General features: G+C 61.6%; 13 protein-coding genes and 1 pseudogene. 8 read left to right on the top strand and 6 right to left on the bottom strand.

Going from position 1 to position 14,993, the window contains the following annotated elements:
* Positions 1–99: 99 nt before the first annotated feature.
* From ACVWSC_RS19890 to ACVWSC_RS19880, 3 genes are read right to left on the bottom strand one after another with little or no spacing between them, the layout of a single operon-like run.
* On the bottom strand, positions 100–2,025 hold the full coding sequence (locus tag ACVWSC_RS19890) for an ATP-binding protein (RefSeq protein ID WP_442108821.1): 1,926 nt from the start codon (positions 2,023–2,025) through the stop codon (positions 100–102).
* Positions 2,022–2,915, bottom strand: a complete 894-nt coding sequence (locus ACVWSC_RS19885; RefSeq protein ID WP_442108820.1) for an ABC transporter substrate-binding protein — start codon at positions 2,913–2,915, stop codon at positions 2,022–2,024. The genes ACVWSC_RS19890 and ACVWSC_RS19885 overlap by 4 nt, the downstream gene beginning before the upstream one ends.
* Positions 2,915–4,993, bottom strand: coding sequence for a TonB-dependent receptor plug domain-containing protein (locus ACVWSC_RS19880; RefSeq protein WP_442114338.1), 2,079 nt, complete (start codon positions 4,991–4,993; stop codon positions 2,915–2,917). Before ACVWSC_RS19880 ends, ACVWSC_RS19885 begins: the two co-directional genes overlap by 1 nt.
* Positions 4,994–5,197: 204 nt before the next feature.
* Between ACVWSC_RS19880 and ACVWSC_RS19875 the strand changes: the two genes are divergently transcribed.
* The 8 genes from ACVWSC_RS19875 (at position 5,198) to ACVWSC_RS19840 (ending at position 11,218) form a co-directional block, all read left to right on the top strand.
* Positions 5,198–6,223: an NAD(P)H-dependent glycerol-3-phosphate dehydrogenase gene (locus ACVWSC_RS19875; protein WP_442108819.1), complete on the top strand. Its 1,026-nt coding sequence runs from the start codon at positions 5,198–5,200 to the stop codon at positions 6,221–6,223.
* A gap of 15 nt (positions 6,224–6,238) precedes the next feature.
* A complete protein-coding gene (locus ACVWSC_RS19870; RefSeq protein ID WP_442108818.1) occupies positions 6,239–6,586 on the top strand; it encodes a DUF4389 domain-containing protein in 348 nt (115 codons plus the stop codon).
* Positions 6,583–7,035 (top strand): phosphohistidine phosphatase SixA, encoded by a 453-nt coding sequence (gene sixA / locus ACVWSC_RS19865; protein WP_442108817.1) that lies wholly within the window; start codon positions 6,583–6,585, stop codon positions 7,033–7,035. The genes ACVWSC_RS19870 and sixA overlap by 4 nt, the downstream gene beginning before the upstream one ends.
* A 121-nt stretch (positions 7,036–7,156) precedes the next feature.
* Complete coding sequence (locus ACVWSC_RS19860; protein ID WP_442108816.1) at positions 7,157–7,504, top strand: hypothetical protein; 348 nt, start codon at positions 7,157–7,159, stop codon at positions 7,502–7,504.
* Between the two features lie 91 nt (positions 7,505–7,595).
* The gene (locus ACVWSC_RS19855; RefSeq protein ID WP_442108815.1) at positions 7,596–8,390 is read left to right on the top strand and encodes an alpha/beta fold hydrolase; all 795 of its coding nucleotides are present in this window, start codon (positions 7,596–7,598) and stop codon (positions 8,388–8,390) included.
* An 8-nt stretch (positions 8,391–8,398) separates the two neighbouring features.
* On the top strand, positions 8,399–9,241 hold the full coding sequence (locus ACVWSC_RS19850) for an alpha/beta hydrolase (protein WP_442108814.1): 843 nt from the start codon (positions 8,399–8,401) through the stop codon (positions 9,239–9,241).
* Positions 9,242–9,356: 115 nt separating this feature from the next.
* On the top strand, positions 9,357–10,154 hold the full coding sequence (locus ACVWSC_RS19845; protein ID WP_442108813.1) for a DUF4892 domain-containing protein: 798 nt from the start codon (positions 9,357–9,359) through the stop codon (positions 10,152–10,154).
* An 11-nt stretch (positions 10,155–10,165) separates the two neighbouring features.
* On the top strand, positions 10,166–11,218 hold the full coding sequence (locus ACVWSC_RS19840) for an AI-2E family transporter (RefSeq protein ID WP_442108812.1): 1,053 nt from the start codon (positions 10,166–10,168) through the stop codon (positions 11,216–11,218).
* Between the two features lie 13 nt (positions 11,219–11,231).
* Here the strand turns inward: ACVWSC_RS19840 and ACVWSC_RS19835 are convergent, their stop codons facing one another.
* The 3 genes and pseudogenes from ACVWSC_RS19835 to ACVWSC_RS19825 form a co-directional block, all read right to left on the bottom strand.
* Positions 11,232–11,726, bottom strand: coding sequence for an Lrp/AsnC family transcriptional regulator (locus ACVWSC_RS19835; protein ID WP_442108811.1), 495 nt, complete (start codon positions 11,724–11,726; stop codon positions 11,232–11,234).
* Positions 11,727–11,879: 153 nt separating this feature from the next.
* Positions 11,880–12,899: pseudogene (locus ACVWSC_RS19830) on the bottom strand (ornithine cyclodeaminase); the annotation flags it as partial.
* A gap of 150 nt (positions 12,900–13,049) precedes the next feature.
* The gene (locus ACVWSC_RS19825; protein WP_442108810.1) at positions 13,050–14,864 is read right to left on the bottom strand and encodes a sigma-54-dependent Fis family transcriptional regulator; all 1,815 of its coding nucleotides are present in this window, start codon (positions 14,862–14,864) and stop codon (positions 13,050–13,052) included.
* Positions 14,865–14,993: the final 129 nt, after the last annotated feature.

Raw genomic sequence — 14,993 nt, 5'->3', positions numbered from 1 at the left:
CACAGCGCACCGGTCAAAGAAGTACACTTGTGCACTGAAATTTTATTTTCAGGCCTTTTGACCAGCCTGTCCAGTTCATAAGACTGCCGCAATTTCAGATTAATCGCCAGTCGCAGCTGACTGATCGGGCAGCCAACGCTGCAGAATTTGCTGTAAGTCAGTGCGTTTGAACGGCTTGGCCAGGTAATCATTCATCCCTGCATTCAAGCAGCGCTCGCGATCGCCCTGCAGCGCATTGGCAGTCAAGGCGATGATCGGCATGGCCGCAGCCTGTGGCAGTTGGCGAATGCGGCGGGTGGCTTCGTAACCATCGATGATCGGTAGCCGGCAGTCCATCAGTGTCGCAGCGAACCGCTGGCGCGAGGCCTGAGACACTGCCTGGGCACCGTCTACGGCAATGTGCACCTCGAATCCAAGGCTGCGCAGCATGGCTTCGATCACGGTCTGGTTAACCGGATTGTCTTCAACCAGCAGAATCCGACGGCCCTGGCCTTCGTCTTCGCGCTCGTTGTTCTGGCTAGGCAAGCGAGGTGCTTGCTGAACCGACAGCGCCAGAGGCATTTCCAGGGTGAAGGTCGAGCCCTGGCCTTCACGGCTTTCGCCGCGCAGGGTACCGCCCATGCGTTCAGCCAGGGTGCGGGCGATCGACAAGCCCAGGCCGGTGCCGCCGTAGCGCCGGGAAATCGAACTGTCGGCCTGCTGGAAGGCGACGAACATGGTTTCCAGGCGCTCATTGTCGATACCAATACCGGTGTCGTGCACGGCGCAGGCAAACCAGATCAATTGGCGGTCGAGCACCTGCCAGCGCGGCTCGATGCGCACGCTGCCCTGTTCGGTGAACTTCAGCGCATTGCCGACCAGGTTGAGCAGAATCTGACGGATCCGGGTCGGGTCGCCAATCACCTGCAGCTGACCGATGCCAGGCGGTAGCTGCAGGGTCAGGCTCAAACCGCGCTGGGCCGCCAGATGCTGGAAGGATTGCACGCTGCTGCCGATCAGTTCGCCCAGGTTGAAGTCGATGTGTTCGAGCTCAAGGCTGGTGCGCTCGATCCGCGAGAAGTCGAGAATATCGTTGATGACCTTAAGCAAATGCCCGGTCGATTCGCTGGCCACGGCCGTGTATTCGGCCTGTTCCTCGCTCAGTGTCGTGGTTTCCAGTAACTGCAGCATGCCCAGTACACCATTCATCGGGGTGCGCAGTTCATGGCTCATCATCGCCAGGAAGTCGGATTTGGCCTTGTTCGCCTGTTCGGCCTCCTCACGGGCCTGGATCAATTGCGACATGGCTTGCTGTTGTTCACGACTGGCCTGCGCCAGGGCGCACGCCAGGTTATTGATATGGCGGGCCAGATGGCCGAGTTCACTGTCATCGACCACCGGCAAGGGGGCATTGAAGTCACCTTGCTGGATGGCCTTGACCGCATCGCCCATGTCACTGATGGGTTTGGCCAGGCTTCGTGCCAGGCGGCGGGCCAGCAAAAAGGTGAACAGCAAGGCGAACAAGGCCAGGATGCCGGCCTTGATGACGATTTCCTGCTGGCGTTCGCTGAACGCATCGTTGGACATGCCAACGATGACCCGGCCCAGATAGTCATCGCCGACGTTTTTCAGCGGTTGCCTGCCGTTGTGCAGGAAATCGTTGTCCAGGCGGATTTGTTGCAGGCGAATCGGGGCCTGGAACACTTCGACTTGTTGTGCGCGGTTGTCGTGCTCGTCCGGTTGCTCGACATACACCAGGATATGGTTGCTGCTGTCCTGCACCTCGAGGAAACGCACATGGGGGATGCTCAGGGTGGCGCGCATCAGGCTTTCAAGCACTTCGTCGTTGCCAGCGATAACCCCGTACTCCGACGCTGGCGCCAGCTGGTTAGCGATCAGTTGGCCGGTATGGTTGAGTTCCTGGCGCAAATCCTGGATACGCACGAAGGTAAAAAAGCTGATCAGCAGCAGCGTCAGCAACAAGGCTGGCCCCAGGCTGATGATTTGTGTGCGGGTATGGATGTCCCAGCTCAGGCGACGCCTCATGGTCTGCGTTCTCCTTCGGCCAACGCCAGCGCGGCGCTTTCGGGGTCGATGGTCTCGATGCCCAGGGCACGTGCAACCTGCTGGTTGCCGATGACACTGAAATGGTCGGGGTATAGCGTGCGCGGCCACTTGACCGGCACTTGATCGAGCAGGCGGTCGAGTACCGCCAGCCAGTCGTCCTGGTTACTCAAGGTGCTGGCGAGGGCGCCAGCGCGGACGAAGCCGGCGTTGGGGCCGATCAAGGCCATCTGTCGGCCGTAACTGCTCAGCAGCACATTTTTCGCGGTCTTGGAGTTGAACAGATGCGGGTCATCAATACCCAGCAGCACGTCGCTGCGCTGTAGCAGGTCGTGCAGTGGACGGCTGTCGCGTAGATCCGGCCAGGCCTGGGCGATGATCTCCAAGCCCATGGGCTTGGCAGCGCGGCGCAGTTCTTCAACCAGAAACAGGCTGTGCTCGGCGTACAGCACACCAACACGGCGGGCCTCGGGCAGCAGGTAACGTGTCAGGCGCAACTGCCGCTCCAGGGGCGGATCGCTCCACAACAGGCTCAGGTAGGGGGGGCGCAGTTTGCCCAGGCGCTGCTGCGCTTGCACCCGGCTGACCCGCAACGCCAGCGCTGGCGGCCCAGCCACTTCGCTCAGGCGCCACTCAAGGCCCGCACTGTCCAGCAGGATCAAGCGGGTCGCCGGACTCAGCCGGGAAGGGCGGGCCAGCTCATGCACGGGTACGAAGTGCACGTTGTCGGCAGGCCGGCGTTCACGCAGGGCCTGGACAAATTGCTCGACACCGGGGCTGTCCTGACTGCCGGTAATCAGGATCTCACTGGCCAATAGCAGGCCTGATGGCCACAGGCAGGCCAGTAGCAGCCAGCACCGTAACCTGCGCATCAGAACGCCAACTCCGCACTGAAGTACATCACGTGGCGGCTATCGTAGCGGTTGTTTGCATGGGTGGTGGGCTCATCATCCAGGCGCTGCTGCACCACGCCCGCCAGCTCAAGCTCAGTACGCTGCCATTGCAGGCGCTTGGCTACGCGCAGGTCGAGGCGTTCGAAGCGGTATTCATTCAGTTCGTCGTCACCATAGTAGAACAGCGCGCTGGACCAACCTTGCCCCCAATCGCGCAGCCAGCCGGCCGAGCCACTGTTGTGCGCACTCAGGCGGCGGTCAGCGGGATTACTGGCCCAGGCATCGACATGGGCGTAGGTCAGGCGAAAGCGATCAGCGGGGCTCAGTTGCCAATCCAGTTGTGCCTCAGCGCCGCTGAAACGGGCCTTGTTACTGTTACTGGCAATGTACTGGTTGTTGCGCAGTGGCTCGCTGATCATGCCGGTGATTTCGTCATGGAACAGTTTCAGGTCAACGTTGAGGTCGGCATCCGCGAAGTAACCGTTATAGCCCAGTTCCCGCGAGCGCATGCGCTCCTGTTCGAGGTTGCCCGGGCCGCGGGTCTTGACGAAGTACTGGGCACTGCTTTGGCCGAACGCGCCAGGGGTCAGGTTGTTGACCCGATAGCTCCAGTTGACGTTGTTCTCGAACATGTCCGGTGAACGCACCGCTTCGGAATACACGGCACGCAAACCGTGACGCGGGGTGATCAGGTAGTTGACGGCCAGGCGTGGGGTGAGCGAACTGCCAGATAGCCGCGCATCTTCGTACATGGCCCCGCCCTGGATCACCCAGTGTTCATCGGCGCGCCATTCCAGATGACCGAACAAGCGCCAGGTGCTGTCGTCGAGGCTGCCATTGAAATAGGTTTGCGAATCGGCGCGGTCATAGCGGTAGTTGGCGCCACTGACCAGACGCAGGTTATCGGACAGGCTCAGGGTGTCTTGCAGTTCCAGGTCGTAGCGCGTTTCGCGGGTGCTCTGATCGATGTCACCGCAGACCTGGGTGGCGCCCCCATTGCCCCATTGCTGTCGTACCACGCGGCCCAGGGCGCGTTCTTGAGCACTGCCGGCAGGCACTGGCGCGCGAATATTGCGCGCCAGTTGTTCAGCGTAGTTCGGGTTGAGCTGCCACAGGCGGGTGAGCTCCGGGCTGAACGAAATCGCCGCATCACAAGCGCGCCATACCTGCTGGCGGTCCCAATGTTGGGCAGAACCTTGCACATAAAGACTGTGCTCGGGATTGAAATCAATGTTCCAGCGCACCGAGCCTGCATAGTCCTTGGCGTTGACATCGGAGTTGTCGCCACTGGCAGTAACGCCGTAGAACACCGGCTGATACGTGTAGGGGCGCTGGTTGCTGCCTTCTTTGGCGGCAAACTGCCAATCGAGGCTCTGGTTGCTGGCCAGGGCGTGGCTGATGCTCAGGCTCAAGCGGTTGAGGCGGCGGCTGTCGCGGTAGTCCTGGCCGTTGAGGGTTTCATCGAAGCCGTCATCCTGCATGCCGGACAGCGACAGGCGCAGGTCGCCACCGTCCCAGCCGCTGCCCTGGCTGGCATACCAGTCGTTGATGCCGCGTTGGCCGCGGGTGACTTTCAGGCGCGTGCCGTGGCTGTCTGCCGGCTTGCGCGTGAGAATATTGACCACTGCCATCAAGGCGTTGGCGCCATAGCTGACGGTGTTGGGGCCGCGGAACACCTCGATACGCTCGATATCCTCCATTGCCAGCGGGATGTCGCTCCAGTCCACCGTGGCCAAACCTGCACGGTATACCGAGCGCCCATCGATCAGCACTTGCATGCGCCGGGCATCGTTGACGTTGCTGCCGTGGTAGTTGACCGTGGGCTGATTGCTGGCGCTGTAGCCGACCATCATGCCCGGCACCAGGCGCAGCAGTTCAGGAATATCGCGGGCGCCGCTGGCGCGAATCAGCGCGTTGTCGAGCACCGTCATGCTGCCAGGCACGGCGGCTGGAGATTGTTTCAGCCGGGTGGCGGTGAGCACCTGTGGCAGGGTCTGGTTGTCGACAAACAGATCGTCAGCCATCGAAGGTCCGCCCAACAAGGCGGTCAGCAAAATAACGGGGCGCGTAGCAGGAGGGCCAAATGACACGGTGCGGCCTTGGTATCGGGTTCAAACCGGCCATGTTAACCGAGTGGCCAGCATTTTTCAGTGCCGGGTCCATCAATAGCAAAGCCAATTCACACATCTGGCGCTGGCTCTGGCACGGGCGCTCCGTATAATGCGGGAGTCGCCACTTTAATTGGTTTTAACGGATCGTATATGACTGAACAGCAGCCTGTTGCAGTTCTGGGAGGCGGGAGTTTCGGCACCGCTGTAGCGAATTTGCTGGCGGAAAACGGCATCGGCGTTCGCCAATGGATGCGCGATCCCGAGCAGGCCGAAGCCATGCGCAACAACCGGGAAAACCCGCGTTACCTGAAAGGGGTGAAGATTCACCCAGGCGTTGATCCGGTCAATGACCTGCTGGCGACCTTGAACGACTGCGAGCTGATCTTTGTCGCCTTGCCGTCGAGCGCGTTGCGCAGTGTGCTGGCCCCGCATGCACAACTGCTGGGTGGCAAGATGCTGGTCAGCCTGACCAAGGGCATCGAAGCGCAAAGCTTCAAGTTGATGAGCCAAATCCTTGAAGAAATCGCGCCCCAGGCACGTATCGGCGTGCTGTCCGGGCCAAACCTGGCGCGTGAAGTGGCCGAGCATGCGCTGACCGCCACCGTGGTAGCCAGTGAAGACGAAGCGCTGTGCCAGCGTGTGCAGGCTGTGCTGCATGGGCGCACCTTCCGCGTGTATGCCAGCAGTGACCGTTTTGGCGTTGAGCTGGGCGGGGCGCTGAAAAACGTCTATGCCATCATTGCCGGTATGGCCGTGGCCCTGGGCATGGGCGAGAACACCAAAAGCATGCTGATCACCCGGGCGCTGGCCGAGATGACTCGCTTTGCCGTCAGCCAGGGTGCCAACCCGATGACCTTCCTTGGCCTGGCCGGGGTCGGCGACCTGATCGTCACCTGTTCCTCGCCCAAGAGCCGCAACTATCAGGTCGGCCACGCCCTGGGGCAGGGCTTGAGCCTGGAGGAGGCGGTCAACCGCCTGGGCGAGGTGGCGGAGGGCGTCAATACGCTCAAGGTGCTCAAGGTCAAGGCGAAGGAGGTGCAAGTCTACATGCCGCTGGTAGCGGGCTTGCACGCCATTCTGTTTGAAGGGCGCACGTTGAATCAGGTGATTGAACTGCTGATGCGCGCCGAACCGAAAACCGATGTCGATTTTATCTCCACCAGCGGTTTCAACTGAGTACAGGAGCAAGACATGAACGAATCCCCGAACCAGGCCCAGCGCGAGTCGATCATCCTGCGGGTGTTGTGGATGCTGGTGTTTCTGGTGGTCTGGCAGTTAGCAGAATTGTTGCTGGGCGGATTGGTGCTGGTGCAACTGATCTACCGCCTGATCTACGGTGCGCCCAGTGCCAGCCTGATGAACTTTGGCGATAGCCTCAGCCAGTACCTGGCGCAAATCGGCCGCTTCGGCAGCTTCCACAGCGACACCAAGCCTTGGCCGTTCGCCGACTGGCCAGCGCCGCGCGCGCCAGAAGGCGAGCAGGCCCATAGCGTACCGCCGGCGCCGCATCCGGTGCGTGACGAGGAGCCCAAGCTGTGAAGCTCTGGGTGTTGCGTCATGGCGAAGCCGAACCAAGGGCCAACACCGACGCCGAGCGCCGCTTGACCGCGCACGGTCGTGAGCAAGTGCTACGCAGCGCCGCAGTACTGCTTGGCGAGCCGCTGCAGGCGATCCTTGCCAGCCCCTATGTTCGCGCCCAGCAGACTGCCGGACTGGTTCACCAAGCGCTGGGCTTTGCCGAGCCGGTGCAGACAGTGCCCTGGTTGACCCCGGACAGCGACCCGCAGGCGGTCATCGCCGAGTTGGACACACTGGGCCTGGAGCAGGTGCTGCTGGTCAGCCATCAGCCGCTGGTGAGTACCCTGGTGGGGATGCTCGAGCAAGGGACTCGGCAAGGTCCGCCGATGTCCACGGCAAGCCTGGCCGAGCTCGAAGGCGACTGGCCGCTGGCCGGGCTGATGACCCTGCGCAGCCTTTCCCATCCGTGAACAGGCGGCCCCGTCCAGCCGGGGCCGCTGATCGCATTGACAAAATTACCAGTTGTCGCGGCATAGACGGCTTGCTAGCGTTCGCCAAAATTGTGGGCAAGGTGGCCCAAGGGAACGAGCAATGAGCAACAAGTACCCGCAATTGGTGAGCTCGGTAGACCTGAAGCCGACGCTGGACAAAGTGCAAAACGATCAAGTACTGGACTTCGCCGAGTACCATTTGCTGCGTGACAGCACCGACGCCAAGTTCGACTATCTGATGCGCAAATTCGAAGGCCAGTACGAACTCGGCCAACTGCGCCAGGCCAGTATCCGCATGGCGCATCTGCTGCAGAGCAGTTGCCTGGCCTTGCGTCAGCTGGATCTGGACCCAGAAGACAAACGTCGCGCCCGTGAAGCGCTGGAGCATCAACTGGCGTACATCCAGGCGTGCCTGCGCCGTTCCATGGCCAGTTTTGGCGAGTATTGACCTGATTGCCCTCGGTGATGGCTTTTCCGAACATTGCCGGTTGTGAGTAGCTTGCCGACAATGGCACATCACGTTCCTACGGACAGGCGCCATGTCGCAGCAGATTTTTTTCGCCCATGCCAACGGTTTCCCTTCGGGTACCTACGGCAAGCTGTTTGCCGCGCTTGCACCGGACTATCAGGTGTTTCACCTGCCGCAGCACGCCCATGACCCAAGATTTCCTGTCGACGCCAACTGGCAGCAACTGGTAGATGAGCTGATTCATCATTTGCAACAGCAACCTGGCCCGGTGTGGGGTGTGGGGCATTCGCTGGGTGGCGTATTGCACCTGCATGCGGCGCTGCGTTGCCCCGAATATTATCGCGGGGTGGTCATGCTCGATTCGCCGGTGCTGACCCGGGTTGATCAATGGATGTTGCAGGCCGCCAAACGCCTAGGCTTCATCGACCGTATTACCCCGGCGGGGCGTACCCTGGGACGCCGCGAAGCGTTCACTGACCGTGACAGTGCCCGCGCCTATTTTTCCAGCAAATCGCTGTTCCGCCATTTCGATCCAGAGTGCCTGGAGGCGTATCTGGAACATGGCTTGCAAGACAGTGATGAAGGCTTGCGCCTGCGCTTCGATCCGGCCACTGAAATCAGCATCTATCGCAACATTCCGCACAGCCGACCTGCATCGCCCAGACTGTTGGACTTGCCGCTGGCGATGGTCAGGGGCAGCTCCAGCCGGATTGTACGGCGCCATCACGCCCTGGCCGTGCGCAGCATGCCGCAGGGTGAATATCACAGCTTGCCGGGCGGGCACATGTTCCCGCTGGAACGGCCTACCGATACCGCAAGCCTGATCAAGGGCCTGTTTGACCGTTGGCAGCAGGTGACCAAGTGAGTACTGACATGCAAGAGATTCGTCTGAGCCTGGGGCATATCGAGTTGTCCGCGCAACTGAGCGGCCCGGCCGACGGCATGCCGGTGATCGCCTTGCACGGCTGGCTCGACAACGCTAACAGCTTCGCCCGGCTGGCGCCGAGGTTGTCGGGCCTGCGCATCCTCGCCCTTGATTTGGCTGGCCACGGTCATTCCGATCACCGTCCCGCCGGGGCAGGCTATGCCTTGTGGGATTACGCCCATGATGTGCTGCGGGTTGCCGAGCACATGGGGTGGGAGCGCTTTGCCCTGATCGGTCATTCACTGGGGGCGATCATTTCCGTGGTGCTGGCCGGTTCGCTGCCGGAGCGCATTACCCGCCTGGCGTTGATCGACGGCTTGATTCCGCCCACCAGCGGCCCACAGGATGCCGCCGAGCGTATGGGCATGGCCTTGCAGGCGCAGTTGGACCTGGGGAAAAAGCGCAAGGCCGTACACCCCAGCCTGGAGCAAGCGATCAAGGCGCGGATGAAAGGGGTTGTGGCGGTCAGCAGCGACGCGGCGCAGTTGCTGGCCCAGCGCGGGCTGATGGCGGTACCGGGGGGGTACAGCTGGCGCAGCGACAGCCGCCTGACCTTGCCGTCACCCACGCGCTTGAGCCAGGCCCAGGCATTGAGCTTCGTTCAGCGCATTGCTTGCCCGGCTAAACTGGTGGTCGCTGCCGACGGCATGCTTGCCCGTCACGACGAATTGCTTTCGCAGCTACCCTTCAGTCACGAGGTGTTGCCGGGTGGTCACCATTTGCATGTAAATGACGAAGCGGGCGCGGCCCTTGTTGCAGACTGTTTCAATCACTTCTTTAGCACTTCTTGACTTGCGGCGGTCAACTGTCGAGGCTTGGCGGGTTGAACAGGGAGACAACCATGAACGAGCAAGACATCACTACCCCCTCAAACCTCTTCGGTCGCCTGCATAGCGTGGCGTGCCTATGAAGCTTACGTATTGCGTCCGGGCGGCGATCGCCGGGCTGGGCATGCTGGTGAGCCTGCCATCGCTCGCCGACGGGCTACCGGTGCCGGTTGACGCCAAAGTGGTCGATCAGCGCCCGTCGCAGTTGCAAGAGCGCATCTACCCACTGGGGAGCTTGCGCAAGATCAGCAACCAGCTGCGGGTGGAAGGTAAAGTCGAAAGCCGCGGCCAGGTCAGCTCTGTTACCTATGAGCTACCGCCTGAGCGTGCGGCCAATGAAGCCTTCACCACGGCGCGCGAAGCCCTGCAGAACGACGGCGGCTACCCGCTGTTCTGGTGCCAGGCGCGAGATTGCGGCGAAAACAGCCTGTGGGCCAATGAAGTATTCAAGAACCGCCTGCTGTCGGGCTCCGATGATCAACAGGCATTCATTCTGTTGCGCCGTTCTGCCGAGCAGAACAACACCCTGATTGCGCTGTACAGCATTACCCGTGGCAATAAACGGGCCTACCTGCATGTCGAGGAGTTCGTCGCCGACGCGCCCCTGGGTGAGCTGCTGCCCACGCCGGCCACCGTGCTGCGCGAACTGCGTGATACCGGCAAGCTGGACTACCCTGATCTGGTGGGCGAACCATTACCGGCCTGGGTCACCTTGTTGGGGCGCAGCCTGAATCTGGACAGTACCCTGCGCGTCAGCTTGAGTGGCGCACAGGCCGAAGCCTGGCGCGAGCAACTGGGCAAGGCTGGGGTACGCGTGGCTCGCCTTGAAGTAGGTGACGCCAAGACTGATGGCTTTCACGTCGAACTGATTCGTTGAGCGAGTACCGCATGCCTAACAATGACCGCCTGCTGGTACAGATCATCCTGCTCGGCCTGCTGGGCGCCGGCCTCTGGGTGATGGCGCCGTTCATGTCGGCGTTACTCTGGGGGGCGATTCTGGCGTATGCCAGCTGGCCGTTGATGCGCTTGTTGACGCGCTTGCTGGGCGGTCGCGAAACCCTCGCGGCCGGTTTGTTGACCACGTTATGGATCTTGTTGGTGGCCTTGCCGCTGGTGTGGTTGGGGTTCAACCTGGCCGATCACATCCGCGATGCCACGGCATTTGTCCGTGATGTGCAGGTCGACGGCCTACCCGATGCACCGGACTGGCTGCAGGGCATTCCACTGGTGGGCGAGCGCCTGGTGCGCATGTGGAACACCCTCGATCAACAAGGTGCTGCCTTGCTGACCACGCTCAAACCCTATCTGGGCCAGGTCGGCAACTGGTTGCTGGCGCGCAGCGCACAGATCGGCAGCGGCATGCTCGAACTGACCTTGAGCCTGGTGTTCGTGTTCTTTTTCTATCGTGACGGCCCACGTCTGTCGGCGTTCGTCTTGCGCCTGCTGGATCGGCTGATCGGTGACCGTGCCGAGTATTACCTGGGGCTGGTTGCAGGTACGGTGCAACGGGTGGTCAACGGCGTGATCGGTACCGCGGCGGCGCAGGCGATCCTGGCGCTGATCGGCTTCCTGATTGCCGGCGTGCCGGGCGCCCTGGTGCTGAGTATCGTCACCTTCATGCTCAGCCTGATCCCCATGGGCCCGCCGCTGGCCTGGGTGCCGGCCACTGCCTGGCTGGCCTGGCAAGGCGAGTACGGCATGGCGGTGTTCCTGGGGATCTGGGGCACCTTCATCATCAGCGGCGTCGACAACGTGCTCAAGCCTTACCTGATCAGCCGTGGCGGCAACTTGCCGTTGGTGATTGTGCTGTTGGGGGTGTTCGGTGGCTTGCTGGCCTTCGGCTTCATTGGCCTGTTTATCGGCCCGACGCTGTTGGCCGTAGCCTATAGCCTGCTGCTGGACTGGTCGCGCAGCGAGCCGATCAGCCCGCCGCGTCCTTGAGGTTGTGCGCTGCTCAGTGCTGCGGTGCGATGTTCTTCACCACCGCCAGCTCCGGGTGCGCCACCAGCTTGTCGATGTGCAGCTCGTCGTTGTTCATCCAGATTTCGGTCAGCACCCGGTAGTGCTCCATGTCGCGACAGCGCATACGCAGGCTGTAGTCGAAATGGCCGCTGATCAACTGGCAGTCGAACACCTGCGGGCAGTCGCGTATGCAGGCTTCAAAGGCTTTTTGCGCGGCGCGCCCACTCTGGTTGGAGAGGGCCACCAGCACCAGCAGTGACAATCCGGGTGAAACCTTTTGTTCATCGATGATCGCGCTGTAGCCGCGAATCACTCCGCGCCGCTCCAGCTTGCGCACGCGCTCCAGACAGGGGCGAGGGGTAAGGTGTACCAGTGTCGAGAGCTTTTCAAAGGTGATCCGCCCGTCATGGCGCAGCACCTCGATGATGGCTTCGTCGATCCGGTCCAGCGGCGCTGCGCCCTGCGGGTTGTTGACCTTGGTATCCATACAGGCTCGGCTTCACTTCAATCAATGGTTGACCATGGACATGGTACGACCTTCCTTGGTCAGCGTCTGTAGGAGCGGCGGTGCGGCGACCCGACTTGCCCCGCGAGGCAATGTGCCTGAAGGATCGCTATCGCCGGCCAAGCCCGCTCCTACCGGCGGTTGCTTGAGCAGGGCGAACAGGTCCTTAGGGTTGGCCAGCTCCGGCACCAAGGCGATGTCATGGCCAATGTTCAGGGCTTTAGCCGTGTCGAGCACGTAGCGCAGTGCGGAATAGTCTTCCAGGGCGAAACCGACCGAATCGAACAAGGTCACCTGTTCGGCATGCTCGCGGCCGGGGGCTTTGCCGCTGACCACTTGCCAGAACTCGGTGGTTGGTGAGTCGGCGGGCATCTGCTGGATTTCGCCTTCAACACGGCTCTGCGGTTCGTATTCAACGATCACCCGCGCACGCTCGACGATCTCACGGTGCAGTTCAGTCTTGCCCGGGCAGTCGCCGCCCACGGCATTGAGGTGCATACCGGGTTCGATCATGTCGGGAGTCAGAATGGTGGCGTAGGCTTTGTCAGCGGTGACGGTGGTAACGATATCGGCACCACGTACCGCTTCAGCTACAGAGCCGGCAATGTTCACTTTCAACTGTGGGAAAGCACTGAGGTTGGCGACCAGTTTGGCGCTGGCCTTGGGGTCGATGTCGTACAGGCTGATTTCTTCGATGCCCAGCAGGGCATGGAACGCCAGTGCCTGGAATTCACTTTGCGAGCCGTTGCCGATCAGTGCCATGCGGCGGCTGTCCGGGCGGGCCAGGTAGCGTGCAGCCAGGGCTGAGGTGGCGGCGGTGCGAATCGCCGTGGTCAGGGTCATTTCGCTGAGCAGTACCGGTGCGCCGGTATCAACGTCGCCCAGGGCGCCGAAGGCCATTACCGTGAGCATGCCGCGCTGGGTGTTTTTCGGGTGGCCGTTGACGTACTTGAAGGCATACAGGTGGGTGTCGGACACCGGCATCAATTCGATCACGCCATCGGGTGAATGATTGGCCAGCCGTGGGCATTTTTCGAAGTCGTGCCAGCGCAGGTAGTCCTCACGAATGTACTCGGCCATTTCGCTGATGCAGGTACTCAGGCCTTTGTGGGCAACCAGGCGGCTGAGATCGGTCACATCGATATAGCGGGTCATGATGAACTCCTTTGTTATGGGCACCGCAGCACGGATTCTGGGGCAGTGTGCTTATTGTCGATCCAATGTGCAGGCGATCTCGGCTGAAGCGCGGCGAGGGCTCAGCCGCTTCAGCTGAAATATGTGGTTTGGCAGCGGAATCGGCTGTGCTCAGGTGCGTGCGGGTGTGTCGCAGGTATCGGTCTGATTTTGCGCCTGCAAACGTTTGTAGAGGGTGGTGCGGCTGATGCCCAGGTCGCGGGCGAGGGCGGAGACGTTGCCTTTGAGCGCTTGCAGGCGCAGGTTCAGGTCGTGCTCATCGGGCGCCGGTGCTGGCGCTTGTTCGATGTTGCCTGCAGTCGGCAATTCAGCGAAAAAACTGTCGGGCAGGTGTTCCAGGGCGACCGGCTGCTGGCCTGCCAGGGCCAGGGCGACTTGCAGGGTGCTCGCCAGCTGGCGCACGTTGCCTGGCCAGGGGTGTTGCAGCAAGTGCTGAAGTACCGTGTTGCTCAAGGCCGTCGGTGCTTGTGGGTCGCGGTACTGCGCATGGATCTGCTCGATCAGGGCCAGGCGGTCGCTGCGTTCGCGCAACGGCGGTAACGTCAGGCTAAGCCCGGCCAGGCGATAGTACAGGTCCTGGCGAAAACGCCCCTGGCGCACGCACTCACAAAGGTTTTGGTGGGTGGCGGAGAGGATGCGGATATCCACGGGCACCGGCTCGCCACTGCCCAGTGGCTGGATGCTGCGCGTCTGCAGAAAACGCAGCAGGCGTGCTTGCGTTGGCAGCGGCATGTCGCCGATTTCATCGAGGAACAGAATGCCGTGCTCGGCTTTGCGGATCAGCCCCGGGTTGCCCTTGTGGTGGGCGCCGGTGAACGCACCTTTCTCATAGCCGAACAGTTCCGACTCCACCAGTTCAGCCGGTATGGCCGCGCAGTTCACTGCAATCAGTGCTTGGTTGCGGCGGCTGCTGGCGGCGTGCAGGGCGTTGACGAACACCTCTTTACCGACCCCGGTTTCACCCTGGATCAACAACGGAATGTCTTTTTCCAGTAGCAGCCCGGCCTGGTGCAGGGCTTTGCGGATACGCGGGTCAGTGTCGGCTGCGGGGCGTTTGCTCACCGCTGTCACGGGGCTTTCCAGTGCTGCATGAATCAGGCAGTGAAAGCGATTGCGGCCAGTGACCTGCACGGCAAAGGGCTGTCCGGCTGCGTGCCCCATCAGCGCCGACAGCGGCGTCTGGAATAGCTGTTCGAGATTGCACTGCAGTGCGGGCTGGCCCAGCAGGCTGTCTGCTCGGCGATTGGCGGCAACGATATGGCCGCGGTCATCGAACAGCAGCAGGCCGGCCCATTGGCTGTCGAGGTTGTTCGAGCCGGTGTTGAAGCTCAGTTGCCGGTATTGCCCGGCGTAACGCGCGATGATCAGACGGTTCTCCAGGCTCTGGCTCATCATCCGCACCATGCCCAGGGTTTGCGAGGCGGGCAGGTAGCTGTCGCTGGACACATCCAGCACGCCGATCAGTTGCCGTTGCGCGTCGAACAACGGCGCCGCAGCGCTGGCCATGAAGCGGTTGTGCTTGAGGAAGTGCTCATCCTGGCTGACATGCACCGCCTCGGCACAGGCCAGTGCGGTGCCGATGGCGTTGGTGCCAACTCCTTGTTCGAGCCAGCGCGCCCCGGCGACAAAGCCGTGTTGCTGGCGTGGGTCGATGAAACGTCGCGTGCCCCAGGTTTCCAGCAAGTGGCCTTGTGCATCGCTGAGCATGATCAGGTAGCTGCTATTGCCCAGCAGGTGATTGAACTGCGGGATGACCTCGTCACGGGTGGTGCACAGCAGACGCTGCTGGCGTTCGAGCAGTTCTTCGAGGCTGGCGCCGGACAACCCGGCGAAGTCGGGCACCGACAGCGGCTCCAGGCCGTAGTCGCGACAGCGCGTCCATGAAGCCTGGATCAGTTGGGCATGGGACGCACTGGAGACGGCCATAGGCCTTTCCTCTGCCGGGGGCGGTTTGTTGTTTTTGTGAGATCCAGTGTTGTTCAGTCCTGTTCATTGTCAACGTCAGGGCTGTTCAGGTGTTCAGTGCAGGCTGTTCATTTCTGTTCAGTGGCCAAT

The organism is Pseudomonas sp. NUPR-002 (assembly GCF_056322725.1).
This window is presented reverse-complemented; position numbering and strand designations above follow the sequence as displayed.